Source organism: Bradyrhizobium sp. USDA 3397 (assembly GCF_054060965.1).
Map to the genome: position 1 here is coordinate 6579568 of NZ_JBSSDS010000001.1, position 26180 is coordinate 6605747.

A 26180-nucleotide genomic window follows, 5' to 3' on the forward strand; every position below is an offset into this window, starting at 1 on the left:
TGTGGCTGAAATCCAGGATAAGGCCCGCGTGACCGTAGTTCGATAGACAATTTAGCCAGTTTGCCTTAGAAAATGAAGAGCATTAGCCACTTGGCCACATAAGCTATGGAACTGGATCGAACAGACCGGAAAATCCTCTCAATCCTGCAGGAGGATGGGCGCATTGCCAATGTCGAGCTCGCCGAGCGCATCGGGCTGTCGCCGACCTCGATCGGCGAGCGGTTGAAGCGCCTGCAGCGCGAGGGCTTCGTCGAAGGCTATGGCGCGCGGCTCAACCCGCACCGGCTGGGCCTTGGGCTCCTGGTGTTCGTCGAGGTGCTGCTCGACAAGACGACGCCCGAGAATTTCGAGCGGTTCGCCCGAGCCGTGAGGCTCGCCCCTGAAGTGCTGGAGTGTCACATGGTTGCCGGGGGCTTCGACTATCTTGTGAAGGCGCGGCTTGCAGACATGACCGCCTATCGACGCTTTCTCGGCGAGACCCTGCTGTCGATGCCGGGCGTGCGCGAGACGCGAACTTATGCGGTGATGGAGGAGATCAAGCGCGACGCACCGCTGCCGGTGGGTTAGCGAAGTGCAGTCGCGATTGTCATTGCTGTGGTTCGATGAGCGGTCTTCGCAAGGAAAAAATAGCTATCCTTGTGCAATCGCAACGCCTGTCGTCGAATGCACCGGCCGTCTTCTTAAATTTTCTTGGCCCGCTCCCGGACAAATCCGGGAGGCAGCAAAGGCTGGCGCGGGCTTATACTTTGAGGTTTTCCGCGGAGGTCTTGCCCCGGTTTGCGATCTCTTCATATTCCACCGTCTGTCCCTCGTTGAGGGTCGACAGACCGGCCTTCTGCACTGCCGAGATATGCACGAACACATCCTTGCCACCCGACGCAGGCTGGATAAATCCATAACCCTTCGTCGGGTTGAACCACTTGACCGTACCTTTAGCCATCACGACTTCTCCGCGGGTCTTCCTCCGAGATCTCGAACCGCCAGTCCCCGCCAACCGGCCGGTTCGGTCCTAACAGGATACGCGGAATGTGGCAGGCTTGGTAGCTCAAACCACATCGCCATTTCGCCGAATTCCGCTCAACTTCGCGGCGTTTTTGCCGGTTTTGCCCGTTTCGCGGTCAAATGGCCGGCACGCGTGACGGCGTCGGTCAGTAGGTCGCAGCCAGATAATCGACGATCTTGCCGACATCGGCATCGTCGATCGGTGCGCCATAGACCTTGATCATCTTGGTCACCTCGGCCTGCCAGAACGCCCTTTTGTCCTTCATCGGCGGCTGCGTGGCGACGTAGTCGGACGAGTGGCAGGCGCTGCAATTGCCCTGCACGACCTCGAGATTGGGACCGGGCTTGAAGGCGGCGACTTCGTCGGGGGTCTTGTAATTGACGGGCGCTGCAAGTGACGAGCCCATTAATGCGGCGACGGCGAGCGTGATGGCGAGGCGAACGATGCGCTGCATGGTCAGTCTCCTTCAGGCCACTCTGACGCGGACGGCTTCGACGGCGTTGCGCAAATAGCCCGCCGGGTTCCAGCGCGGCATGTCCGGCTGGGTCTCACCGCCATTGCCGGTGGCGCGGACCTTGAGCTCGTGGCTGCCGGCCGCGAGCTTCACCGGCAGCTTCCATTCGCGGAAGGCGTACTTGCCGAGGTCCTTGCCGAGCTTGGCACGGGCCCAGGTCCTGCCGCCGTCGGTGGAGACCTCGACCTGCTTGATGCCCTTGCCGCCATCGAACGCGATGCCGCGCAGGGTCACGGCTCCCGCCTTCAGCTTGGCGCCATCGGGGACGCTGGTGATGAAGGAGCGGATGGTGAAGCGGTTGATCGGAATCGTCGCCTTCGGCGCGGTGCCCGGCTCGACCGCATTGTTCGGCGTGTCGGGGATGCGGTAGGCCGACTTCATCCAGAAGCCGTCATAGACGTTGTCGATGACGATGATCTCGTTGAGGTGCTTGACCCAGTAGGTGCCGTAATAGCCGGGCACGACCAGGCGCAGCGGAAAGCCGTTGAGGAACGGCAGGTCCTCGCCGTTCATGCCATAAGCCAGCATCACCTCGCCGTCAGTGGCGTGATCGATGTCGAGTGCCTTGATGAAATCCGGCGTCTTGTCGTTGACCGGTCCGTCCATGCCGTTGAAGGTGACCTGCCTGGCGCCGCTTTGCACGCCGGCCATCTCCAGCACGTTCTTCAGCGGCACGCCGCGCCAGCGCGCGCAACCCATCGCACCGTTGGCGAGCTGGCCGCCGGCGACGCGCGGCTCGAAGAAGCCGCGGCTGTTGCCGGAGCACTGGTTGACGGCGACGATCTCCGTCGCCTTCATCTTGCGGATGTCCTTCAGCGACAATTTCAGCGGCTTGTCGACCTTGCCCTTGACCTCCAGCGTGAACTTGTCGGGGTCGAGATCGTAGGGCAGGTCGGAGAGGTGGTAGCGCACGAAGAACGCGTTGTTCGGCGTGATCGGGCCGTCATTGAACACCGCAAACGGCGTCTCGAGCTGCGGCGGCCGGCTGGTCAGGCCGATCATCGGCCGCTTCTGCGGATACTTCACCAGCGGCCGTTCGCCGTTGGCGAAGGGCAGGGTCACCGTGTCGAGGGCCAGCGCCTTGGTGGAATTCAGTGTGGCCGCCATGGCGGCAAGGCCTGCTCCCTTGAGCAGGTCGCGTCGATCGAACATTCCTTCTCCTCCCGGAGCTTCTCGTTGGATCGGCGGTCATCACCACGATCCTGCGCTCATCTGTCGCAACCATTTGCGTGAAGTCAATTCGCGCTTTCGCGGCAAGCCCGTGCCGCTGCGTTGCAGCAGGCCGGTGTTACGCATGTAGGAGATTGTGCCGAGCTGTGGCTGCGACGGCGGTGCGCTCCCTCGCCCCGTTCTTACGGGGAGAGGGTTGGGGTGAGGGGCCTCTCTCCACACCTTCGACTGCCGCGAGACCTGTACCCCCTCACCCGGAATCCGCGCAACGCGCGCATTCCGACCTCTCCCCGCAAGCGGGGAGAGGTGAACAATCACGCCGCCACGCGCTCGCTGCGATCGACCAGCGCCGCCAGCTCCCTCGCATTCGCCACCACCCGCACCGCGAGCGGCTGGTCGCGGCCGCGGATGGCGACCTCCTGCTGCGGCAGCGCGTCCTCTGCAATATCAGCGGTACGGCGCACTTCATCCGAGACGACGGCCTCGCAGGCCAGCGTCTTGGTCATGTCCTGCAGGCGGGCGGCGACGTTGACGGCATCGCCGAGCGCTGTGAAGACGATGTGATCGCGATAGCCGATGTCGCCGATGATGACCTCGCCGCCGTGGATGCCGATGCCGAAGCGGATCGGCTGGCGCAGATCGTGGCTCAGGAGATCGTTGAGCTCGTCGATATGCGCAGCGATTCCCGCGGCTGCCTTCATCGCCTGCCGGCAGGCGGTTTGCGGGTCGGCCGCGAGTCCGAACAGCGCCAGCATGCCGTCGCCGACGAACTGGTTCGGCTGGCCGCCGTTCTCGATCACCGCTTGCGACACCGCGCCGAGGAAGCGGTTGACGATGAAGACGGTGTCGAACGGCAGGCGCTTCTCGGCCAGCTGCGTCGAGCCGCGCATGTCCACGAACAGGCTGACGAGATACCGTTCCTGGCCGATACTGGCCGATGTCGAGGCTCCGTCCGTTGCATGCGTGTGAGCTGCGAAGAGCTGGAAGAAGGAGAGATCGGAGGTCGGACGCAGCTGACAGGCCAATCTGATCGAGGGATCGGCGGTGCCGACGCGGGTGAGCACGAAAGCCTCGCGCTGCGACGGAGTGGGCAGGGCATCATGATCGCCGATGATACGGATGCGGCAGGTCGAGCAGCGAGCGCGGCCGCCGCAGACGCTGGCGTGCGGCACGTTGTGGCGCAGGCTCGCCTCCAGCACCGACAGCCCCTTGGGGACCCGCACCGTCTTGCCGTTGCCGTAGGACAGCGCGATCATGCCGCCGCGCCGTTCGCGCAGGGCGCGCACGCCGCGCGCCGCCAGCACCAGTCCCAACAGACCGAAATAGCCCATGGTGAGACCGCCCGCGATGCGCTCGAGCGTGTTGCCTTCCGCAACCGTGCCGACCTGGCGGCGGGTGAGATGCTGCTTACGCCATTCGCCGTCGTCACTGTCGGCGGCGACGCTGCGGCCGCCCTGGTAGACGCCGAGCAGCGATAGCGTCGGGATCAGCACGGCGGCCGCGAGCAGATAGGGCGCCGCGCGCGTGAAGAACGGCTTCAGCCGAAGCCAGAAATAGACGCCGATGCAGCCGTGCACCCAGGCAATGAGAAGCAGGATCGTCATCTGCCAGAGCAGACCCGGCGCCGCGACGAAGAACAAATAGAGCTCCTGCGGATACAGCTTCTGGTGTCCGTACAACGTCTGTGCGAGCCGCACGCCGATGATGTGGCCCATGACGAGGACGGGGATGCTCAAGCCGAGCACGAGCTGGAGCGGCTCGATCGTTCGCCAGCGGAACTGGCGGCGCTGATACAGCGCGTAGAGGCCGAGGCCCATATGGGTGAGGGCGGCCGTGTAGAACACGATCGCGACCGGGAGGAACTGCCAGAACAGCGTGTGGTAGTAGACCCCGGCCTCCATGGCGTCGACCGAGATGTTGCCGAGCGCATGGTTGAGGAAATGGCTGACGACAAAGGCGAACAGGATGATGCCGCAGACGAGCCGCACCTGCCGCACCCCGGCGGCGCGGACGACTGACATCTGTGTGGGAGCGGTGGCCATGATTCGGTTGTGTCAGGTCATGGAGGAGACCAGCCAGCGTAACCTTTAATTCCGGCGGCGGACAGCCTGTCCGATATGCGTCGCAAGGCACCGCTGTCGTTCCCGGACGAGAACCGTAGGGTGGGCAAAGGCGCGCACTTGCGCGCCGTGCCCACCATTTTTATCCCGATATGCTCACGGTGGGCACGCTTCGCTTTGCCCGCCCTACGACGTCTGCGCTTGTCCGGGACCACCCCCGGGAAGAGAGTTTGCCCCACATTGACTCCCCCTTCCAAGTCGGGGAAAAGCGCCGCCGTGACGATCGCTCCCGACATCTCTGCGAAGCCGGCCGGCGCCGAACGGCGTCTGATCCTCATGGCCGCAGCGATCATCGCCGCGATGACGCTGCTCCGCATCGTCTACGCCTCGGCCATCGAGCTGCGCACCGACGAAGCCTATTACTGGACATGGTCCAAGGAGGCTGCGCTCAGCTTCCTCGATCATCCGCCCGGCATCGCCTGGCTGATCCGCTTCGGAACCGCGATCTTCGGCGACACCAATCTCGGCGTCCGCTTCGGCGGCATCGTCGCGATGCTGGTGACGCAGCTGCTGCTCGCCGACATCGTCCGCCGCCTCACCCATGATGCGCACGCGATCGTGTTCGCGGTGCTGATGCCGGAGGCCGCGCTTTATTACGGCCTGTTGATGGCCAAGGTCGCGCCCGACGTCGCGATGATCCCGTTCGCGGTCGCGATGATGTGGTCGCTGGTGCGGCTGGCGCAAAGCGGCGACGGCCGCTGGTGGCTGGCGGCCGGCCTGTTCGCGGGCCTCGCGATGCTGTCGAAATTCACCGTGGTCATGTTCGCGCCGGCCGTTGCCGCCTTTCTCCTGGTGCCGGATTGGCGCTGGCGCTGGCTGCGCAGTCCTTACCCCTATCTCGCCGTGCTGGTCGCGCTAGCGGTGTTCTCGCCGGTGCTGATCTGGAACGCGCAGCACGACTGGGCCTCATTCCGTTTCCAGGGCGTGCGCGCCACCGCCAATTACGGCATCTCGCTGCGTACGATCGGCGATTACGTCGGCCTGCAATTCGGTCTGGTCGGCTTCGTCTTGCTGCCAGTGGTGCTGACGGGCCTGGTGCTGACGGCGTGGCGCGGCTATCGCACGCGCGAGCCGGTCGCGATCCTTTTGTCGACGGCGGTGCTGGTGTCGTTCGCCTACTTCTTCTTCAAGTCGCTGACGCTGCGCGTCGGCGACACCTGGCCGATGTTCATGTGGCCAGTCGGTTTTGCCGCCACCGCGGTCAACCTCGTCACGATGAGGAAAGAGGGATGGTCCGCCAGGATGCTGGAGTCCTCGCTGTTCTGGGCCAGGACGGCGATCGTCTCAGGCATCCCCTTCGTCATCATCGTGTTCCTCTACTACGTTGCCGCGCCCTGGAATCTGCTCGGCAAGATCGACCCGATCGGCGCCGAGGCCGGCTACGAGCAGGTCGCCGCGCGGGCGCAAGCCGCCCTCGACGCAACAGGCGCGACCTGGATCGCAACCACGGACTACCGCACCTACGCCATGATGCGCTGGCTGTTTCGGGGCCGCGTGCCCGTTATCGAGATCAACGAGCGCGGCCGCTTCCAGGATTTCCGCGACCCCGGCATGGACAGGATCAAGGGTCATGCCGGCATCTATGTCGGGCGCGAGCCGGACAACCGCGCATCGCTGTGGGAGCACATTCCGGCGCAGCGCGAGCAACTCGCCACGGTCGAACGCCGCTGGCGCGGCGTCGTGACCAACACCTATGTGATCGAAAAGCTCACCGGCTGGACCCCGCAGCTCTCGCCGCCAAAGGACTCGCCGCTGTTCCAGTGGAAGGTGCTGGCGGACGCCGGCGGGCGCTCGCGTTCTCTCTCCAATCCCCTCCAGGAGCCTGGAGCGGGAGGGTAAGCGCGAGCCTACTGCACGAGATCGGCGACGGTGGTTGCGGCCTTGAGGCCGGTGCCGGTGAGAACGGCGACCGTGGTGTCGTTTGCATTGATGGCGCCGGTTGCGGCGAGCTTGTCGAGCGCCGCAGCCGCGCTGGCGCTGGTCGGCTCGGCAAACAGGCCCTGGCGCGCGAGGCGGCGCAGGGCGGCGACGATCTCGTCCTCGGTGAGCGCGATGGTGCCGCCGCCGCTCTCGCGCAGGGCGGCGATGATCTCACGCAGGCGGAGGGGAGTCTTGATCGCGGTGCCCTCGGCAACGGTCTTGCTCACCTCGCGCGCGACCGGCGTATCGACACCGGCCTTGAAGCTTGCATCGATCGGCGAGCAATTGAGCGGCTGCGCCGCGAACAGGCGCGGCAGCTTCGAGATCTGCCCGGCCTTCAACAGCTCGCGGAAGCCGAAGGCGCAACCCAGCAGACTGCTGCCGGCGCCGACGGGAATGATGACGTTGTCGGGCGCGCGGAATCCCAGATCTTCCCAGATCTCGTAGGCCAGCGACTTGGTGCCTTCGAGGAAGAACGGCTGCCAATTGTGGCTGGCGTAGAAGGTCTGGCTCGACTGGCGGATGGCCTCGGCTTCGGATTCCTCGCGCGGGCCCTCCACGAGCTGCACGGTCGCGCCGTAGGCGCGCACCTGCGCGATCTTGGCCGGCGAGGTCGAGGCCGGCGCCAGAATCTTGACGCGCATGCCGCCGGCCGCACCCAGCCCCGCCATCGACGAGCCGCCGTTGCCGGAGGAATCCTCCAGAATGGCGTCGACGCCGATCTGTCGCAGGAACGACAGCATCACCGCCGAGCCGCGGTCCTTGAAGCTGCCGGTCGGGTTGAACCATTCGAGCTTGAACAGCGGGCGCAGCGCGCCCCAGTCCTGCTGGACCAGCGGCGTGCAGCCCTCGCCGAGCGTGATCGGGTCCTTGATCTCGACCGGCAGCGCCGCCCGGTAGCGCCACAGCGAGCGCGTCCGGCCATCGATGTCCTCGCGTGAGATGCCCGCCCCCGGCGTCACCAGCAGCGGCGTGCGCTCGTCCGAGCACCAGCGCGGCTGGTCCAAGGGATAGAGCTTTCCGTTGCGGGGATCGATGTAGCTGGCGGCAGGCATGGCAGTCTCCAAGGCAGGGCAGCGCGGTGCGCCGAACTTGAAGCCCACCGCACGAAACGAAGCAACACCTTGAAAACACGAAAAATGGAACTATTTCAATTCCTTAAACTGGCCTCGCAGGCCGAGCGGCAAGCGCGATGCGCGCGCTGGCATCGGATGCGACAGGCCTGACGGCCCTCTCGATGACGGGAATTTGGCCCCGAACGGCCCCTGCGCCCTGCCACGATTAACTTGTCTGTCGTCGCCGGCCGCTACAATATGTTGGATTGAGCTTGCGCCGCCGGTTCGGCGTCGCAAGTGAGCCAGGCCCGTCCGAGCGGCGGGCCGTTGGCTTTTTGGGAGCCTGGACATGAGCCGTGCCAACCGTACCGACCACATCCGCCTGACCTCCCATCCGGAGCCGGGCAGGAAGGCCGCCTTTCCCATCCATTGGGGCGCCGCTGATGCGCGCGCGCGTGGGCCGATCATCGGCACGGTGTCGCGCGCAGGGGATCGCAACGTGATTGGCAGCCATGGCGGGTCCTACGCGATGTACCGCGCGCTCGCGGTCTCCGCCGGCGCGCTTGATCCGATTCGCAGGCCTGACCTCACAAACACCTTTCCGGCCGCGACCATCGGTCCGTTCGAGCAATGGACCGATCCCACAAAAATCGTCGCGCTCGATCCCTGGGGGCATCTGGTCGCCGAGAATTTTCGCCAGGAGATCGCTGAGGGCGCGGACATCCGCCCGAGCATCGCGGTGACGCGGGCGCGGCTCGATCTGCCGGAGATCCGCGACGCGCTCGCCGCAAAGCGGCTGCGCGCCGATGGCGAGGTCGTGCACGCCAATGGCAGCGTCTCGGTGGTGAAGATCGCGATCGATCCGGTGTGGCACCTGCCTGGCCTTGCGGCGCGCTTCGGCACCGGAGAGACCGAGTTGCGGCGCACGCTGTTCGAGCAGACCGCCGGCATGTTCCCGGAGCTGGTGACGCGCCCGGACATGAAGGTGTTCCTGCCGCCGATCGGCGGCACCACGGTGTATCTGTTCGGCGACGTGACAAAACTGCCGGACCATCGCACCAGGATCACCTGCCGCGTGCATGACGAGTGCAACGGGTCCGACGTGTTCGGCTCCGACATCTGCACCTGCCGGCCCTATCTGATCCACGGCATCGAGGAATCCGCGCGCGGCGCGCAGGAGGGCGGGCTCGGGCTCGTCGTCTACAACCGCAAAGAAGGCCGCGCGCTCGGCGAGGTCACCAAATTCCTGGTCTACAATGCGCGCAAGCGGCAGGAGGACGGCGATGCGGCCGCCGCTTATTTCGAGCGCACCGAGTGCGTGGCTGGCGTCCAGGACGCGCGCTTCCAGCAATTGATGCCGGATACGATCCACTGGCTCGGCCTCAAGCGCATCGATCGCTTCCTGTCGATGAGCGACATGAAATACGACGCGCTGACTTCGCAAGGCATCGACATCGTCGAGCGCGTGCCGATCCCGCTGGAGCTGATTCCGGCTGATGCCCATGTCGAGATCGCCGCCAAGAAGGCCGCCGGCTATTACTCCACCGACATCGCGCCGGAGCAGTCCGTGAACGGCGTCGTCGGGCGCTCGCTGGAGAAATACTGATCGCGATGGCGGACGCTTTGGACTCGCAGGCGCGCGCGTTGCTCACCGCAAGGGCGGTGCGCGCGCGCGCCGGGCAGATGCTCGAGCTCGGCCTTGCCGGCGGGCTCACCCATTTCACTGTCGATCTCGGCCGCATCGATGGCGTTGCCGATGCCGTGCTCGCGGTGACCCGTAAAGCCTATCCGACGCTCGACATTCCGTTCCATGCGCGCTGGCGGCACTTCGTGCTCGGCGGCGTCGACCGCTGGGCCCGGCTCGCCGATGCTGCGTCCTGGCCGGATCGCGCGGCGCGGGCGCGCGCCGAGTTCGACCTCGCCATCGTCAGCGTGCTGCTCGATGCAGGTGCCGGCGCAGCATGGCGCTATCGCGACAGCGTGACGGGAGCAGACGTAGGGCGATCGGAAGGGCTTGCGATCGCGAGCCTCGACATGTTCGCGAGCGGGCTGTTTTCACACGATGCGCGCGCGCCGTTCAGGGCGGATGCGGAGGTGCTCGCAAAGCTGCCCCTTGGCTCACTCACCTCCGCCTTTCAGGTGACCGAGGCCAATCCGCTGCTCGGCCTGGAGGGACGCACCGACCTGCTGCAGCGTCTGGGCAGGCAGGTCTCGGAGCGTGCGGACGTGTTCGGCCTGCACGATATGCCGCGGCCGGGCGGGCTGTTCGATCATATCGCAGCGCGTGCGGTCGGCGGCGCCGTCGCTGCGCCCGCGATCCTGTCCGCGGTGCTGAACCAGCTCGGGCCGATCTGGCCGTCGCGACTTGAGCTTGCGGGCGTGCCGCTCGGCGATTGCTGGCGGCATCCGGCGATCAAAGCGGACGACGGCACGGCAGGCCTCGTGCCGCTGCACAAGCTGTCGCAATGGCTGAGCTATTCGCTGATCGAGCCGCTGCAGCGCGCCGGCTTTGAGGTGACCGACATCGACGGCCTCACGGGCCTTGCCGAATATCGCAATGGCGGCCTGTTCGTCGATCATGACGTGCTGCGCCTGCGCGAGGCCGCCGACGCCGAGCGCGCGCATGCGGTGGATTCGCTGCTCGTCGTGGAGTGGCGCGCGCTCACAATTGCATTGCTCGACAGGTTGGCGGAGCGCATTCGCGCCAAGCTCGGCCGCACCCCTGAGACCTTGCCGCTTGCGAGCATCCTCGAAGGTGGCAGCTGGGCGGCGGGCCGCGCCATCGCACTTGCACGCCGTCCCGATGGATCGCCGCCGCTCAAGGTGATCAGCGACGGCACGGTTTTTTAGAGAATGGATAGAGATTTTCGGCCAAGCGCGTCATTGCGAGCGCAGCGAAGCAATCCAGAGTCCCACCGCGGGCAGATTCTGGATTGCTTCGCTGCGCTCGCAATGACGTCTCGGTGAATTTCAGGAGCATCCCATCATGGAAGGCGTCACGATCGTCGATCATCCGCTGGTGCAGCACAAGCTGACGCTGGTGCGGGACAAGTCCATCTCGACCAAGTCGTTCCGCGAGCTGATCAAGGAGATCGGCATGCTGCTGTGCTACGAGGTGACGCGCGACCTGCCGCTTACCGATACCGTGATCGAGACGCCGCTGGCGACGATGCACTCGGCCAAGATCGCCGGCAAGAAGCTGGTGTTCGTGCCGATGCTGCGCGCCGGCACCACCTTCGTCGACGGCATGATGGATCTGGTGCCGACCGCGCGCGTCGCCCATATCGGGCTCTACCGCGAGCCGCACAGCTTTGCCGCCGTGGAGTACTTCTTCAAATCGCCGTCCGACCTCAGCGAGCGCCTCGCCATCGTGGTGACGCCGGTGGTCGCCACCGCCAACACCGCCGTCGCCGCCATCGACCGGCTGAAGGAGCGCGGCGCCAGGGACATCCGCCTGGCTTGCCTGATCGCGGCACCGGAAGGGCTCGAGCGGCTGCGCGGATTGCATCCGGACGTGCCGATCTGGACCGCGGCGGTGGATGAAGGGCTCGACGACAACGGGTTCATCCTGCCGGGCCTCGGCGATGCCGGCGACCGCGCCTACGGAACGCGGTAAGCGCTGGGCGCGTTTTAGGAACAGCTTCCGCCGCGCGAGGTTCTCCTGCACCAACAGGGAGAGCACGATGACCTATCAGAATGATGACCCCAGGACTGACCGTGCACGCCGCAACAGCCCGGTCGGCTGGGCAGTCGGCGCGATCTTCGTGATCGCCGTGGTCGCGGCCGTCTTCTTCTACAATGGTCGCGAGTTCGGTCCCCAGACCACGACCTCGAACCCGAACACGGCGCCGAACGTCACCACCGGATCGAATCCACCGGCTGCGCCGGCGAAGTGATGCGCTAGGAGCGGGTCGTCACACCTTCCCGCTGCCGCAGATGCCCTTCAGTGCCTGCCATTCCTTGTCGGTCAGCAGCGGCGGGCCGCTGGCGGGCCGGTCCTCCTTCGTCATGCGCGCGAGGCGATCCTCGGTCAGCGGATGGCTGGCGAGGATATTTGTCAGGCCGGAGCCGCCCTCCTTGCCGGTGATGCGGAACATCAGTTCGGCCGCGGGCTTCGGCGAACGGCCGAGCGCATGCATGATCTCGATCGCGAAAGTGTCGGCGCCGGTCTCGGCTTCGCGCGAATAGGACGCTTCGACCAGACTGCGCGAGGCGAAGATCACGGCCGAGGAGCCGGTAATGTCGCCGAACAAGAGGCCGATCAGGAACGAGGTGCCGCCGTTGTAGATCAGGCCGCGCATGTTGTCGTAATGCTTGAGATGGCCGAGCTCGTGGGCGAGGATGCCGGCAAGCTCGTCGGGACTCTGGGCCTTGTCGAGCAGGCCCTTCAGCACGAACACCTTGCCGCCGGGCAGCGCGAAGGCATTCGGCACCGCGGTCGGCAGCACGCCGGCCGTCATGGTGTCGTCGAGGCCGGCCGCATCGCGCAGCCGGTTGACGAGCTTCGTGAACGCGGCCTTGCCCGCGGGGTCTTCGCACACGCTGCGGCCGAAGATGGTCTTCATCTGGACCTCGGCCGCGTCGCCGATGCGCCGTTCCACGGGCTTAGGCACCAGCGGCGCGAGCCGGTCGGCGGCGAGCGGCACGCCGAACAGGACGACGCAGACGATGGAGACGGCGGCGGCAACCGACCAGCCCACGATCTTCGCGACGCCGCTGCGCGTCGTCCGGTGCTCGTCGAGACGCGTGCAGCGGGCCGCCACGTCCGCGGCGAGCGCCGCATCGCGGATCTCCAGCCGAGCCAGAGGCGGTGCAGACGTCGCAGCCAGGCGCAGGATTCCGGGGGGACTGTCGGCGCGGCGAAGGTCGGCATAGGCCCAGCGAACTGGCGTTGCGCCGTCCTCGGCGATCTCGAGCGCATCACTGAGCGTCAGCGTCACCTGCCGTCTGCGGCTCGACACGCCGTCGAAGAAGATGGTCGGCCTCTCCGACTGCGCCGGGGGCTCGGCAAACACGTCACTCACAGCTCAGAATCCCGCGACATCGAGTCCGTCGGCAAAGCCTTCGCCGAGCGCGCCGGCAAGCTGACCGCTGCCGCGCACGTCCGCCGCGGCCCAGATGTTGTGTACCTCGACGGTCTCCAGCACCTTGGCCCAAAGATCGCGCTGAAGATAGACCCGCATGACGATGTTGATGGCAAGGGCGAGTGCGAAATAGCCGATCACCATCATCACCACCATCGGGATGCTCTTCGTCGCATTGTCGCCGGCGAAGATCTCCTCGGCGGAAACGCCGGTGAGCGAGACGACCAGGAAGGCGCCGCCGGCCATATAGGCCGTAAACGCGACCGTGAGCAGCATCCACCAGCCGATCACCTTCCAGTACAGGCCGTAGAATGCGTCATGCGGCAGCTTTGAGGACAGGCTGACGCCACCGATGCGGATGCCGTCGAGCCACCAGCGCCATTCGCGCGCCTTGAACTCGGCATAGAAGAACGGTGCGAGCGGGAAGACGACGAACGCGATCGGGCTGAGCAGCCACAGCCACCAGCCGCGCTTGAAGAAGGTCCAGCCGTTGGCTTCGAAATCGCCGCGGAGATCACCGTAATGGGTGTGCCGCATCTTGTAGCGTTCGAGCGCCGCCGCGCGCCAGGGCAGCGCAAGACCGAGCGTCAGGAGCACCAGCAAGCCCCACAGCATGGCGCGAAACGCGTAAGCCCAGCCCGAGCCGTCCATCCAGAAACGGACGCCGCGCCAGACCGTGCGCGTCAGGCGGTAGCGCCGCGCGCGAAAAATCGCGAACTGGCCGAAGGCGTAGAAGGCGATGAAGAGCGGCGTCGAGGCAAAGGCCTGCCAGCGCTCGAACTCAATGCCAATGAGAAAATAGGCGAGATAGATCGGCACCAGGATCGCGAGCGCGAACAGGAAGCCGACCAGGAGCTCCTTGGCCCGCCCGGTGTATTCGGCCGCGTCGCCGTCGATCGCGGTGTGCGTCCACAGGTGACGGCGGATGTCGGTGACGAGCCAGAACCGGTAGAAGCCGAAGGTGACGAGCTCGAGCATGGCACCCTTGGTGACCATTTTGCGGAACTCGGAGCGGCTGCCGGAGAAATCGACCCGCGTCGCCGGCAGCGGCGGGGGCAAGGGTTCGGACCCGATCGGGGTCCATTGCATGTCGTTCACGGCGGCAACCTCGGGATGCGGATCTGTTCCGGCCAAACTATAGATCAGAGGTTAGTCGATCCCCAAGATGAGCGGGTTCGATTTAGCTCGATTCCAGCGGATTTCTCGCGCGATACTCTGTCGTCCGGCGTGCGGGAGGTCACGTTCTCGTGGCGTCGTGACGATCGTGCAACGCGCTCGTGAAGGCTGGATGAGGCAAAACTCTCCCTTGCCCCGGCGCAGACAACCGGCTGTAATTGCAAATCAAATACCGCAGCGCAGAATTCAACGACGCGCGGTTCATATCCAGGGAGAACGGTCATGCATGGGACCATCGAAAGCGCGGGCAAGCTCGACGCCTTGCGCGAGCGCGCGATGTCGCTGCCGCTGGAGCAGTTCGATCCCGGCGACCCCGAATTGTTCAGGACCGATACGTTCTGGCCCTATTTCGACCGGCTGCGCCGCGAGGATCCCGTGCATTACTGCAAGGACTCGATGTTCGGGCCGTATTGGTCGGTGACGCGCTACAACGACATCATGGAGATCGAGACCAACCATGCGGTGTTCTCCTCGGCCTCCGCGCTCGGCGGCATCACCATCCGCGACATCGATCCGGATCTGCGCCGTGAGAGTTTCATCTCGATGGACCCGCCGCGCCATGCCGCCCAGCGCAAGACCGTGGCGCCGATGTTCACGCCGACACACCTCGACAATCTCGCCATCAACATCCGCAAGCGCTCGGCCGAGTGCCTGGACAATCTTCCCCGCGGCAAGGTGTTCGACTGGGTCGACCGCGTCTCGATCGAGCTCACGACGCAGATGCTGGCGGTGCTGTTCGACTTCCCCTGGGAGGATCGCCGCAAGCTGACGCGCTGGTCCGATATCGCGACCACCATTCCCGGTCCCGACGGCCTCGTCGCCACCGAGGACGAGCGGCAGGCCGAACTGACGGAATGCGCGGTCTATTTCTCGAGGCTGTGGAAGGAGCGCATCGAGCAGCCGCCGAAGAGCGACCTGTTGTCGATGATGGCGCATGGCACTGCTACGCGCGACATGGATGCGAAGAACTTCCTCGGCAATCTCATCCTCCTGATCGTCGGCGGCAACGATACTACGCGCAACACCATGTCGGGCTCGCTTCTCGCGCTGAGCCAGCATCCGGAGCAATATCGCAAGCTGCGCCAGAACCCCGATCTGCTCGACAGCTTCGTGCCGGAGGTGATCCGCTGGCAGACGCCGCTCGCGCATATGCGCCGCACGGCGCTGTCCGATTTCGAGTTCCGCGGCAAGCAGATCAAGAAGGGTGACAAGGTCGTGATGTGGTACGTCTCGGGCAACCGCGACGAGGACGTGATCGACAGGCCCTACGAGTTCATCATCGACCGTGCCCGCCCGCGTACGCACCTGTCCTTCGGCTTCGGCATCCATCGCTGCGTCGGCCTGCGGCTCGCCGAGCTCCAGCTCAAGATTATTTGGGAGGAAATTCTCAAGCGGTTCGACCATATTGATGTGGTCGGCGAACCCACCCGGGTCTATTCGAGTTTTGTAAAGGGTATCGAAACGCTGCCGGTGAAGATTGCTGCGTGAGTCGAACGCAACGGAGCCACGATCATGAACATCCAAGCGCCGGTTAAAGTGGACAAGGCCGAACGCATGCGGAAGGCGCGCGAGGAGGCCTATGCCACGCCGTTGTCGCAATTCCACCCCGGCGCGCCCCGGCTATTCCAGGACGACACGCTGTGGCCCTGGTTCGAGCGGCTGCGCAAGGAAGAGCCGGTGCATTACTGCACCAATGCGCCGATCGAGCCGTACTGGTCGGTGGTGAAGTACAACGACATCATGCATGTCGACACCAATCACGGCATCTTCTCCTCGGATTCCAAGCTCGGCGGCATCTCGATCCGCGACGTGCCGGAAGGCTACGACTATCCGAGCTTCATCGCGATGGACCAGCCCCGGCATTCGGCGCAGCGCAAGACGGTGTCGCCGATGTTCACGCCGACACACCTGGACGAGCTGGCAAAGCTGATCCGCCAGCGCTCGCAGACCGTGCTGGACAATCTGCCGCGCAACGAGACGTTCAACTTCGTCGAGCGCGTCTCGATCGAGCTGACCACGCAGATGCTGGCGACCCTGTTCGACTTCCCCTGGGAGGAGCGGCGCAAGTTGACGCGCTGGTCCGACGTCTCCACCGCGCTGCCCAAGAGCGGCATCGTCGCCAGCGCCGAAGAGCGCCGCCGCGAGATGGACGAGTGCTATGCCTACATGTCCAAGCTCTGGAACGAGCGTGTCAACTCCGCGCCGCGCAACGATCTGTTGTCGCTGATGGCGCACAACGAGGCCACGCGCCACATGGACCCCGACAACCTCATGGGCAACATCATCCTGCTCATCGTCGGCGGCAACGACACCACGCGCAACACCATGACCGGCTCGGTGCTGGCGCTGAACGAGAACCCGGAGCAATACGACAAGCTGCGCGCCAATCCGGAGCTGATCGATTCCATGGTGCCGGAGGTGATCCGCTGGCAGACGCCGCTGGCGCATATGCGTCGCACCGCATTGCAGGACACCGAGATCGGCGGCAAGCACATCAGGAAGGGCGACCGGGTCGTGATGTGGTACGTCTCCGGCAATCGCGACGAGGAGATGTTCGACAAGCCGAACGAGTTCATCATCGACCGCCCCCGCCCGCGCACGCACCTGTCCTTCGGCTTCGGCATCCACCGCTGCGTCGGCATGCGCCTCGCCGAGCTGCAGCTCAAGATCGTCTGGGAGGAGATGCTGAAGCGCTTCGACCGCATCGAGGTGGTCGGCGAGCCCAAGCGGATCTATTCGAGCTTCATCAAGGGATATGAGACGCTGCCGGTGCGGATTCCGGGCTGAGCTCTCTCCTACCGTCATTGCGAGGAGCGAAGCGACGGAGCAATCCAGACTGCCACTGCGGAAAGATTCCTGGATTGCTTCGCTACGCTCGCAATGACGGGGCGACTTCCGCGTATAACACTGGTCGCAGAAAGCTCGGCGGCAGCCCAGCTATAAAATTTCGGCATGACAGCTCGCGCCAGATGCGAAGGCACGACCGCGCGCGGCTGTTCTACCACACGCCATCTAACTCAGCCGGATGTCCCACACGCCTTCCTTGCGGCAGGCGGCGACTTCCTCGCGCAACAGCGAGGTGATGGCGAGCGAGGCCGTCGAGGCCGGGCGGTCGATTGGAGAGGCAAAGATGAGCTCGCGGGTCATCGGCTTCGATACGGGGGCGGTTTCCAGCCGCCCGTCCGCGACCTCGCCATGGACCGAGGACGGCGGCAGCAACGCGAAGCCCAGGCCCTCCTCGACCAGGCTCGTCAGGACGCGAAACGAATCCGCCTCCAGCTGGACGTCGAGCTTGATCTTGCGCTGGGCCGCGGCGTGCTCGATCAGCGCCCGGAGGCCGTGGGAATGAGAGGGCAGCACCAGCCGCTGCCGCAGCAGCCAACCGATGTCCACGCTCTTCTTGCGGGCAAGGCCGCAGCCGCGCGGACCGACCGCGACGATATTGTCGCGCCCCAGGCTCTGCACGTTCAGATGCAGATCGGCGGAACGGCCGTAGAGGATGGCGAGATCCATCTCGCCGCGATGCAGCCATTCGACCAGGTGGCCGCTATAGCTCTCGACGATGCGCAGCGAGATGCCGGGAAATTTTTCGACGCAGCGCCGTGCAAAGCGCGCCGACAGCACGCAGCTCACGGTCGGAACGAGACCGAGCACGACCTGACCCGAGGGCGGGCCCTTGGCCGACTGGATGTCGTCGCGGATCTGGTCGATCTGCCGCACGATGCCGGAGGTGCGCGCCAGCAGCAGGCGGCCGGCCTCGGTCAGCACCATGCCACGGCCGTTGCGCGTGAAGAGTTCTGTGCGCAGCTCGTGTTCCAGCAGCTTGATCTGCCTGGAGAGCGCCGGCTGCGCCACGCGCAACGTGTCGGAGGCCTTGGACAGGCTGCCGAGCTCCGCCACGCAACTGAAGGTCCTGAGCTGCCGGAAATCCATGCTTGCCAATCCTGGAAGGCTACTCCATACGCTATAACAAATGAGCATAGGGGGCGGGCATTGTTTTCACAACGCCCGTGGGTTGGCCGGCGTTATCTTAACTGCCGCTGAGAATTGGAAACGCCATGAGTCAAGAACACCACACCGAAGATTACGCCGACATCCGCGAGGCCGTAGCCAAGCTCTGCGCCCAGTTCCCCGGCGAATATTGGCGCAAGCTCGATCGCGAGATGGCCTACCCCAAGGCGTTCGTCGATGCGCTGACCGAGGCCGGCTATCTCTCGGTGCTGATCCCCGAGGAATATGGCGGCGCGGGCCTGAAGCTGTCGGCGGCCGCGGCGATCCTGGAAGAGATCCAGCGCGCGGGCTGCAACGGCGGCGGCTGCCATGCGCAGATGTACACCATGGGCACGGTGCTCAGGCACGGCAATGCCGAGCAGAAGGCAAAATACCTGCCGAAGATCGCGAGCGGCGAACTGCGCCTGCAGGCGTTCGGGGTTACCGAGCCGACCAGCGGCACCGACACCTCCTCGCTGAAGACGTTCGCGCGCAAGGACGGCAACGACAGCTACATCGTCAACGGCCAGAAGATCTGGACCAGCCGCGCCGAGCATTCCGATCTGATGGTGCTGCTGGCGCGCACCACGCCGAAGGACCAGGTCAAGAAGCGCACCGATGGCCTGTCGGTGTTCATCGTCGACATGCGCGAGGCCAAGAACAACGGCCTCGAGATCCGCCCGATCCGCACCATGATGAACCACGCCACCACCGAAGTGTTCTTCACCGACATGAGGGTGCCGGCGGAGAATCTGATCGGCGAGGAAGGCAAGGGTTTTCGCTACATCCTCTCCGGCATGAATGCCGAGCGCATCCTGATCGCCGCCGAATGTGTCGGCGACGCAAAGTGGTTCATCGCGAAGGCGACGAACTACGCCAAGGAGCGCGCCGTGTTCGGCCGGCCGATCGGCCAGAATCAAGGCATCCAGTTTCCGATCGCCAAGGCCTACGCCTCGATGCGCGCGGCCGAGCTGATGGTGAAGGAAGCCACGCGCAAATACGAGGCCGGGCTCGATTGCGGCGCGGAGGCCAACATGGCCAAGATGCTGGCGGCGGATGCGTCCTGGGAAGCGGCGAATGCCTGCATCCAGACCCATGGCGGGTTCGGCTTCGCCGAGGAATACGACGTCGAGCGCAAGTTCCGCGAGACGCGGCTCTATCAGGTGGCGCCGATCTCGACCAACCTCGTGCTGTCCTTCGTCGCCGAGCACGTGCTCGGCATGCCGCGCTCGTACTGAGGTTGCGGCCATGGGAGCATTGGACGGGATCAGGGTGATTGCGGTCGAGCAGGCGGTGGCGGCGCCGTTCTGCTCCTCCCGCCTGGCGGATGCCGGCGCGGAGGTGATCAAGGTCGAGCGGCCCGAAGGCGATTTCGCCCGCGGCTATGACGCGGCGGCCAAGGGCCAGAGCAGCTATTTCGTCTGGCTCAATCGCGGCAAGCAATCGGCGGTGGTCGATCTCACGACGAAGGACGGCCGAGCCGAGCTGGAGAAGCTGATCGCGAGTGCAGACGTGCTGATCCAGAACCTGAAACCCGGCTCGATGGACAAGCTCGGCTTCGCGCGCGAGCGGCTCTTGAAGGACTATCCCAAGCTGATTTCCTGCACCATCACCGGCTATGGTGACGAGGGTCCCTACGCCCACCGCAAGGCCTATGATCTCCTGATCCAGGCCGAGAGCGGGCTCGCCTCGATCACCGGCAATCCCGATGGCGCCTCGCGCGTCGGCATGTCGATCGTGGATGTTGCGACCGGCGCCACCGCGCATGCCGCGATCCTGGAGGCACTGATCGCGCGCGGGCGCACCGGCAAAGGGGCCGACATCCGCATCTCCATGTTCGACGTGATGGCGGACTGGTGCACCGTGCCGCTGCTCAATGCCGAAGCCGGCAATCCGCCCAAGCGCATGGGCCTGCGCCATCCATCGATCGCGCCCTATGGTGTGTTCACCTCCAAGGACGGCAAGGACATCCTGATCTCGATCCAGAGCGAACGCGAGTGGAAGACGCTGTGCGCGAAGGTGCTGGATCAGCCGGACCTGCCGGCCGATCCCCGCGTCGCCAACATGGTCGAGCGCGTGCGCAACCGCGACTTCACCGACACGACGGTGGCCGACATCTTCGGCAAGATGACGCGCGACGAGCTCCTGAAGCGGCTGTCGGACGCCGACATTGCATTCGCCGAGGTCAACACCATGGCCGACCTCGCCAACCATCCGCATCTGCGCCGCATCGAGGTCGACACGCCGAACGGCCGCGTCAGCTATCCCGCGCCGGCGCCGATCATCGTTGGCGAGACGCGCAGCTACGGCGCCGTGCCCGCCATCGGCGAGCGTCCCCAGTCCAAATAGCGAGAGCGAGGCGTCATGACCGAGAAGCTCGACATCGATCATCTCAGGCAATGGATCGGGCGCAGCCAGGAGGCCACCGACATCGTCACCGCGCAGCTCGTGAAGGGCCTGCGCGCGACGCTGTTCCAGGAGGTCGGCGAGCCCAAGGCGGGCGACGCTGCGCCGTTCACGGTGCACTGGTGCCTGGCGCAGCCGGTGTTCCCGATGTCGATGTTGGGGCCCGACGGCCATCCGACTCGCGGCGGCTTCCTGCCGCCGGTGCCGCTGCCGCGCCGGATGTGGGCCGGCGGCGAGATCGAGTTCTTGCAGCCCTTGCGCGTCGGCGATGAATCGACGCGGACTTCGCGCATTGCCGACGTGCAGGTGAAATCGGGATCGACCGGCACGCTGTGCTTCGTCTCGGTCGAGCACAGCATCTCCTCGCCAAGGGGCACGGCGATCCGCGAGCGGCAGGACATCGTCTATCGCGAGATGAGCGGCGGCGCGCCGGCTGGCGGCAAGGCGTCGCCTCCGCCGCCGCAGGCGCAGCATCGCGAAACGCATGTGTCCGATCCCGTGCTGCTGTTCCGCTACTCCGCGCTGACCTTCAACGGCCACCGCATCCATTACGACCGCGACTACGTCACTGAGGTCGAGGGCTATCCGGGCCTGATCTTCCACGGTCCACTACAGGCAGCGCTGATCGTCGAGATGGCGGCCAAGCTTCGTGGCGGCAAGGCGCCGAAGAGGTTTTCGTATCGCGGCGTGCAGCCGCTGTTCGAGGGCACGGAGTTCTCCGTCAACGCCAATGACAGCGGTGAGAGCATGGAGCTGTGGACCGCGAACGCGGAGGGGCAGCCGACGATGAAGGGCACGGCGGTGTGGTGATACTCTCTCCTCGTCATTGCGAGGAGCGAAGCGACGAAGCAATCCAGACTGCCTCCGCGGAGAGATTCTGGATTGCTTCGCTTCGCTCGCAATGACGAGCGGGGCTGGTAGGGCGTCAATAAACGCAGGGACGGAAACCATGGCCAAGAACGGCAAGACCGGCACCAAGCCCGTCACCGTGAAGCAGGCGACGCTCGACCTGCTGCGCGCCTTCGGCATCGACAGGGTGTTCGGCAATCCTGGTTCGACCGAGCTGCCGTTCCTCAGCGACTGGCCCGACGATATCGACTACGTGCTGGCGCTGCAGGAAGCTTCCGCCGTCGGCATGGCCGATGGCTATGCGCAGGCGACGCGCAATGCCGGCTTCGTCAACCTGCATTCGGCCGCCGGCGTCGGCAACGCGCTCGGCAACATCTACACAGCCCATCGCAACCAGACCCCGCTTGTGATCACCGCAGGCCAGCAGGCGCGCTCGATCCTGCCCTTGCAGGCCTTCCTCTATGCCGAGCGCGCCTCCGAGTTTCCGCGGCCTTATGTGAAATACAGCGTCGAGCCGGCAAGGCCGGAGGACGTGCCCGCCGCGATCGCGCGGGCCTATTACACCGCGATGCAGCCGCCGTGCGGGCCGACCTTCGTGTCGATCCCGATCGACGATTGGGCCCATGCCTGCGCGCCGGTCGAGGCGCGCAAAGTGAGCCGCGAGATCGGCCCTGAGCTGGAGCCGATGAAGGCGCTGGTTGCGGCGCTCGCCTCAAGCAAACACCCTGCGCTCGTCGTCGGCCCTGGAATCGATCGCGCCGGCGCGGTTGATCTGATGGTGCGCGTCGCCGAGAAGACCAGGGCGAGCGTCTGGGTTAGTCCGTTCTCTGCACGCTGCTCGTTCCCCGAGAGGCATCCGCAATTCGCGGGCTTTCTGCATGCCTCGCCGGCGCAACTGTCCGACGCGCTGCGCGAGCACGATGTCGTCGTCGTCATCGGCGCGCCGGTGTTCACCTTCCATGTCGAGGGCCATGCGGCGATCTTCGACGGCGGCGCGACCATCTTCCAGATCACGGATGATGCGGATGCCGCCGCGGTGACGCCATCAGGCACCAGCATCATCGCGACGATGAAGCCGGCGCTGAGCCTGCTGCTCGACCTGCTGCCGGAGAGCAAGCGCGCCGCGCCGAAGGGCCGCACGCTGCCGCCGGCGCCGCAGCCTGCCGATCCGCTGCCGGTCGAATTCCTGCTGCATTCGCTGTCGCAGGCGATGCCGGATGACGCATCACTTGTCGAGGAAGTGCCCTCGCACCGGCCGGCGATGCAAAAATTCCTGCCGATGCGCGGCCAGGACAGTTTCTACACCATGTCGAGCGGCGGTCTCGGCTACTCGCTGCCGGCTGCTGTCGGCATGGCGCTCGGCAAGCCGAAGCAGCGAACGGTGTGCCTGATCGGCGACGGCTCGGCGATGTATTCGATCCAGGCGCTCTGGACCGCCGTGCAGCGCAAGCTGCCGCTTACCGTCGTCGTGATCAACAATTCCGGTTACGGCGCGATGCGCTCGTTCAGCCAGGTGATGCAGGTGCGCAACGTGCCGGGGCTGGAGTTGCCGGGGATCGATTTCGTCCGGCTTGCCGAGGGCATGGGGTGCCATGCGGTGCGGGTGACGAAGGCTGCGGAGCTGGGCGAAGCGCTGAAGCGCGGCATGGCGTATGCGGGCACTAGTCTCGTCGAGGTCGTCGTGGATTCCGCAGTGCCGGTGCTGTACGGGCAGAAGCATTGACGGCGTCATCACGACGCCAAAAAACCTCCGTCCGCCGCGAGCACATGCCCGACGACATACGACGACGCATCCGACGACAACCACACCACCGCCTCGGCGACCTCCTCCGGGCTGCCCATCCGCCGCAGCGGCAATCCCGCACCGACCGTTGCCACATCGCCGACGCCGGCGCGCAGCATCATGTCTGTGACGACGCGGCCGGGCGCGATCGCATTGATGCGAATGCCACGCGGCGCGTTCTCCATCGCCGCCGAGCGTGTCAGCGAGATTGCGGCGGCCTTTGAGGCCGAGTAGAGCGAAAAGCCTGGATTGGGATTGCGCACCCCGCTGACGGAGGTGTTGACGACGATGCTGCCGCGCCCCTGCGCCAGCATCGCCGGCAACTGATGGCGCAGGCAGAGGAACAGCGCGCGGACATTGGTGTCGAACACGCTGTCGTAGATCTCCGTGCCCTGCTCCTCCAGCGGCGCGCGGCGCTCCTGGAAGCCGGCATTATTGAAAGCGACGTCGAGCCGGCCGCAGCGCCCGACGGCTGTGGCTACGAGGCGCGCGACCTCGTCATCCTCAGTGATGTCGGTCTTGAGCGCGATCGCCTCCGTGCCGAGCTCGCGGCACGCGGCGGCGGTGGCCTCGATCTCGGCCTCGCGCCGGCCGGCGACGACGACCGCTTCCGCCCCTTCGGCAGCCATCCGCAGCGCCGTCGCGCGCCCGATGCCGCTGCCGCCGCCCGTGACCAGGCAGACCTTGCCGCTCATCCGCTGACCTGCCGGCAAAGCTCCGCTCATGGTCCGCTCCAAGACACTTGAACTCCAAGACACTTGGACTCCAAGACACTTGGACTCCAAGACACTTGGACTCCAAGTCACTTGCGCGCGCCGTTGCGCCCATATAGTTGTATGATACAACTATATGGGTTGAGTCAAGCCATGGCCGAGCTTTCGCTGATTGACGACATCCGCGCCGCCTCGCGTCTGATGGTGCGCGAACTCGGCTTCATGGACGCCACGGTGGCGGCCTCGGGCTATCCGCCCTCGGCGGTCCACACCATCCTGGAGATCGGCATCCGCGGCCCGATGAATTCGGGCGAGCTCGGCGATTTCCTGCGGCTGGAGAAATCCAGCGTCAGCCGCCTGGTGCGCAAGCTGATCGATTGCGGCGAGCTCAAGGAGACGCCGGACGAGGCGGATGCGCGCAGCAAGCTGCTATCGCTGACGGCGAAGGGCCGGCGCACGCTGGAGGCCCTCCATGCGTTCGGCCGGCAGCAGGTGCGCGGCGCGCTAGCGGCGCTGACGCCGGCCGAGCAGCGCACGGTGTGCGAGGGCATGATGCTCTATGCGCGCGCGCTGCGGGCGAGCCGGGTGGGGGAGACGGTGGCGGTGGTGTGATGCGCGAGGTTGCTGAAGCTGCTCCTACACGCTCGGTGTCATCGCCCGCGAAGGCGGGCGATCCAGTACTCTGAGACGGTTGTGGTTGAGCCGACGGGGGCGGCATACTGGATGCCCCGCCTCCGCGGGGCATGACAGCGTCTAGCGTGGGAGCACCTAACGGTCACTTCCCGAATTCTTCCCGCATCCGCGCCTGGATCTTGGCCATGCCGCCGATCCAGCGGTCGTAATTCTCGGTCTTCTTGCGCATGTAGCCGAGCACTTGCGGGTGCGGCAGGATCAGGAACGTCTCCTGCTCGAGGCCGGCGAGCACGTCTTTCGCCACTTGCTCGGGCGTCAGGTCGCCGTCGCCGGATTGCGGGCCCTTGGGAATCGAGCGCAGCATGTTGGTGTCGACACCCTGCGGGCAGAGGATCGAGACCTTGATGTTGTGGGCCTTGTGCGAGATCGCGAGATTCTCGGCAAAACCGACCGCCGCGTGCTTCGTCGTCGAATAGGCCGGGCTGCCGACCTGCGACAACAGGCCCGCGGCCGAGATGGTGTTGAGGAAATAGCCGCCGCCGCGCGCCCTCATGCGGGGGACGAGATGCCGTGCCGCATAGACATGCGCCATGACGTGGATCGCCCAGCTGCGCTGCCACGGCTCGTCCGAAGCGCCGCCGGCATTCTCCGACATCGGATCGAAGCCGCCACCGATGCCGGCGTTGGAGCAGAACAGCGCGATCGGGCCGAACTGCCGCTCGGTCTCCTCGATGACGTGGACGATGTCCTTTTCCTGCGCGACGTCGCATTTGAACGCGGCGCCATCGACCATGGCCGCGACCGCTCGCGCATTGGCGGCGTCCATGTCCGCGACCACGACCTTGGCCGCACCCGCATTGTGAAAGGCCTCGCACAGCGCCTTGCCGATGCCGTTTGCGCCGCCCGTGACGACCACGACCTTGCCGGTCACCTGCATGCGACGTCTCCTCTCGTCTTATACCGCTTCGCGGAAACTTCTCAGCTCAACACGAGGTCGAGCACCGCGGTATAATGACATGCCGCGCCGGCCAAGACAAAGCCGTGCCAGATCGCATTCTGAAAGCGCAGCCGTCGCCAGGCGTGGAAGATCACGCCGAAGCTGTAGAGCAGGCCGCCGGCAAGGATGAAGCCCAGCACCAGCGTGGGCAACGCCCTGACCACGGCATCGTAGAGCATCATGCCGCTCCAGCCCATCGCGAGATAGATGCCGACCGAGACGCGGTCGAACCGGCCGGGATAGAGCAGCTTCAGCACGATGCCGAGGATTGCCACGCACCAGACGCCGGCCAGCAGCACCAACGCGAACACGCTGTCCTTCAGCTCCAGGATGAACGGCGTGTAGGTCGCGGCGATCAAAAGATAGATCGCGGAATGGTCGAAGCGGCGCAGCAGCCATTTAGCCGGCGAGACCGGCCAGAGATTATAGGTCGCCGACAGCACCAGCATCGAGAGCAGGCCGGCGACATAGACGGAGACGCCGACGATGTCGGTGGCGTCGGCATAGACCGCCGTCAGCACCACCAGCACCGTCGCGGCAATGATGCCCGCGAGCACGCCGATCCCGTGGACGATGCCGTCGGCGATCAGCTCGGCACGATCGTAGTCCCAGCCGATCGCGTCGGCTGCGGCGTGGACGGAAGAGGATGCAAGCTGCTTCAACTGGAAGACGGTCATGGCAATCCGCAAAGGCTCGAGGCAATGCCCTCTCGATGGGTGTTTCGGGACCGGCGGGTCGTTCAAACGGCTGATTTGCCGAGAAAGGCG

General features: G+C 65.4%; 24 protein-coding genes. 13 read left to right on the plus strand and 11 right to left on the minus strand.

Annotation, left to right across the window (positions count from 1 at the left end; genetic code table 11):
* Window positions 1–105 precede the first annotated feature (105 nt).
* Window positions 106–567: an Lrp/AsnC ligand binding domain-containing protein gene (locus tag ACVWYQ_RS30490; protein ID WP_057027770.1), complete on the plus strand. Its 462-nt coding sequence runs from the start codon at window positions 106–108 to the stop codon at window positions 565–567.
* 172 nt (window positions 568–739) lie between these two features.
* Here the strand turns inward: ACVWYQ_RS30490 and ACVWYQ_RS30495 are convergent, their stop codons facing one another.
* The 4 genes from ACVWYQ_RS30495 to ACVWYQ_RS30510 form a co-directional block, all read right to left on the minus strand.
* Window positions 740–940: a cold-shock protein gene (locus ACVWYQ_RS30495; protein ID WP_008563500.1), complete on the minus strand. Its 201-nt coding sequence runs from the start codon at window positions 938–940 to the stop codon at window positions 740–742.
* A gap of 208 nt (window positions 941–1148) precedes the next feature.
* Window positions 1149–1457 carry a SorB family sulfite dehydrogenase c-type cytochrome subunit gene (gene sorB, locus ACVWYQ_RS30500; protein WP_271541433.1) on the minus strand — a complete coding sequence of 103 codons (309 nt, stop codon included), beginning with the start codon at window positions 1455–1457 and terminating at the stop codon, window positions 1149–1151.
* Window positions 1458–1469: 12 nt separating this feature from the next.
* Complete coding sequence (gene sorA / locus ACVWYQ_RS30505) at window positions 1470–2669, minus strand: SorA family sulfite dehydrogenase catalytic subunit (protein WP_271541435.1); 1200 nt, start codon at window positions 2667–2669, stop codon at window positions 1470–1472.
* Window positions 2670–3001: 332 nt separating this feature from the next.
* Window positions 3002–4729: an adenylate/guanylate cyclase domain-containing protein gene (locus ACVWYQ_RS30510; RefSeq protein WP_404543776.1), complete on the minus strand. Its 1728-nt coding sequence runs from the start codon at window positions 4727–4729 to the stop codon at window positions 3002–3004.
* A 354-nt stretch (window positions 4730–5083) separates the two neighbouring features.
* Here ACVWYQ_RS30510 and ACVWYQ_RS30515 point away from each other — a divergent pair, with 354 nt between their 5' ends.
* Window positions 5084–6646, plus strand: a complete 1563-nt coding sequence (locus ACVWYQ_RS30515; protein ID WP_404546348.1) for a glycosyltransferase family 39 protein — start codon at window positions 5084–5086, stop codon at window positions 6644–6646.
* An 8-nt stretch (window positions 6647–6654) separates the two neighbouring features.
* Here the strand turns inward: ACVWYQ_RS30515 and ACVWYQ_RS30520 are convergent, their stop codons facing one another.
* Window positions 6655–7782 (minus strand): threonine synthase, encoded by a 1128-nt coding sequence (locus ACVWYQ_RS30520; RefSeq protein WP_275508126.1) that lies wholly within the window; start codon window positions 7780–7782, stop codon window positions 6655–6657.
* 349 nt (window positions 7783–8131) lie between these two features.
* Here ACVWYQ_RS30520 and ACVWYQ_RS30525 point away from each other — a divergent pair, with 349 nt between their 5' ends.
* The 4 genes from ACVWYQ_RS30525 (at window position 8132) to ACVWYQ_RS30540 (ending at window position 11678) form a co-directional block, all read left to right on the plus strand.
* The gene (locus tag ACVWYQ_RS30525) at window positions 8132–9388 is read left to right on the plus strand and encodes a GTP cyclohydrolase II (RefSeq protein ID WP_404543773.1); all 1257 of its coding nucleotides are present in this window, start codon (window positions 8132–8134) and stop codon (window positions 9386–9388) included.
* Window positions 9389–9393: 5 nt separating this feature from the next.
* On the plus strand, window positions 9394–10632 hold the full coding sequence (locus ACVWYQ_RS30530) for a URC4/urg3 family protein (RefSeq protein WP_404543771.1): 1239 nt from the start codon (window positions 9394–9396) through the stop codon (window positions 10630–10632).
* Between the two features lie 136 nt (window positions 10633–10768).
* Window positions 10769–11398, plus strand: coding sequence for a uracil phosphoribosyltransferase (upp, locus tag ACVWYQ_RS30535; RefSeq protein WP_036009715.1), 630 nt, complete (start codon window positions 10769–10771; stop codon window positions 11396–11398).
* 67 nt (window positions 11399–11465) lie between these two features.
* Window positions 11466–11678 carry a hypothetical protein gene (locus ACVWYQ_RS30540; protein WP_036009716.1) on the plus strand — a complete coding sequence of 71 codons (213 nt, stop codon included), beginning with the start codon at window positions 11466–11468 and terminating at the stop codon, window positions 11676–11678.
* Between the two features lie 18 nt (window positions 11679–11696).
* On the opposite strand, the gene ACVWYQ_RS30545 is transcribed toward ACVWYQ_RS30540, so the two are convergent.
* Both ACVWYQ_RS30545 and ACVWYQ_RS30550 read right to left on the minus strand, forming a co-directional pair.
* Window positions 11697–12806: a M48 family metallopeptidase gene (locus ACVWYQ_RS30545; protein ID WP_271541447.1), complete on the minus strand. Its 1110-nt coding sequence runs from the start codon at window positions 12804–12806 to the stop codon at window positions 11697–11699.
* A gap of 3 nt (window positions 12807–12809) precedes the next feature.
* Window positions 12810–13964 (minus strand): DUF898 family protein, encoded by a 1155-nt coding sequence (locus ACVWYQ_RS30550; protein WP_456727215.1) that lies wholly within the window; start codon window positions 13962–13964, stop codon window positions 12810–12812.
* 300 nt (window positions 13965–14264) lie between these two features.
* On the opposite strand from ACVWYQ_RS30550, the gene ACVWYQ_RS30555 reads away from it, so the two are divergent.
* Window positions 14265–15530, plus strand: coding sequence for a cytochrome P450 (locus ACVWYQ_RS30555; protein WP_271541451.1), 1266 nt, complete (start codon window positions 14265–14267; stop codon window positions 15528–15530).
* A 24-nt stretch (window positions 15531–15554) separates the two neighbouring features.
* Complete coding sequence (locus ACVWYQ_RS30560) at window positions 15555–16829, plus strand: cytochrome P450 (protein WP_271541453.1); 1275 nt, start codon at window positions 15555–15557, stop codon at window positions 16827–16829.
* 225 nt (window positions 16830–17054) lie between these two features.
* Here ACVWYQ_RS30560 and ACVWYQ_RS30565 read toward each other — a convergent pair whose 3' ends face one another.
* Entirely contained in the window at window positions 17055–17975 is a 921-nt protein-coding gene (locus ACVWYQ_RS30565) for a LysR substrate-binding domain-containing protein (RefSeq protein WP_404543767.1), read from the minus strand.
* A 125-nt stretch (window positions 17976–18100) separates the two neighbouring features.
* Here ACVWYQ_RS30565 and ACVWYQ_RS30570 point away from each other — a divergent pair, with 125 nt between their 5' ends.
* The 4 genes from ACVWYQ_RS30570 to mdlC all read left to right on the plus strand — a co-directional run bounded on the left by ACVWYQ_RS30570 (window position 18101) and on the right by mdlC (window position 23010).
* The gene (locus tag ACVWYQ_RS30570) at window positions 18101–19270 is read left to right on the plus strand and encodes an acyl-CoA dehydrogenase family protein (RefSeq protein WP_057027777.1); all 1170 of its coding nucleotides are present in this window, start codon (window positions 18101–18103) and stop codon (window positions 19268–19270) included.
* A gap of 10 nt (window positions 19271–19280) precedes the next feature.
* Entirely contained in the window at window positions 19281–20381 is a 1101-nt protein-coding gene (locus ACVWYQ_RS30575; protein WP_404543763.1) for a CaiB/BaiF CoA transferase family protein, read from the plus strand.
* A gap of 15 nt (window positions 20382–20396) precedes the next feature.
* Complete coding sequence (locus ACVWYQ_RS30580) at window positions 20397–21248, plus strand: FAS1-like dehydratase domain-containing protein (RefSeq protein WP_271541461.1); 852 nt, start codon at window positions 20397–20399, stop codon at window positions 21246–21248.
* Between the two features lie 139 nt (window positions 21249–21387).
* Window positions 21388–23010: a benzoylformate decarboxylase gene (gene mdlC / locus ACVWYQ_RS30585; protein ID WP_404543761.1), complete on the plus strand. Its 1623-nt coding sequence runs from the start codon at window positions 21388–21390 to the stop codon at window positions 23008–23010.
* Between the two features lie 8 nt (window positions 23011–23018).
* On the opposite strand, the gene ACVWYQ_RS30590 is transcribed toward mdlC, so the two are convergent.
* On the minus strand, window positions 23019–23795 hold the full coding sequence (locus tag ACVWYQ_RS30590) for an SDR family NAD(P)-dependent oxidoreductase (RefSeq protein ID WP_456726666.1): 777 nt from the start codon (window positions 23793–23795) through the stop codon (window positions 23019–23021).
* Window positions 23796–23936: 141 nt separating this feature from the next.
* Between ACVWYQ_RS30590 and ACVWYQ_RS30595 the strand changes: the two genes are divergently transcribed.
* Window positions 23937–24395: a MarR family winged helix-turn-helix transcriptional regulator gene (locus ACVWYQ_RS30595; RefSeq protein ID WP_404543756.1), complete on the plus strand. Its 459-nt coding sequence runs from the start codon at window positions 23937–23939 to the stop codon at window positions 24393–24395.
* Window positions 24396–24558: 163 nt separating this feature from the next.
* Here the strand turns inward: ACVWYQ_RS30595 and ACVWYQ_RS30600 are convergent, their stop codons facing one another.
* On the minus strand, window positions 24559–25353 hold the full coding sequence (locus ACVWYQ_RS30600; protein ID WP_128266575.1) for an SDR family oxidoreductase: 795 nt from the start codon (window positions 25351–25353) through the stop codon (window positions 24559–24561).
* A 41-nt stretch (window positions 25354–25394) separates the two neighbouring features.
* Window positions 25395–26090, minus strand: a complete 696-nt coding sequence (gene trhA, locus ACVWYQ_RS30605; protein ID WP_036009743.1) for a PAQR family membrane homeostasis protein TrhA — start codon at window positions 26088–26090, stop codon at window positions 25395–25397.
* Between the last annotated feature and the right edge of the window lie 90 nt (window positions 26091–26180).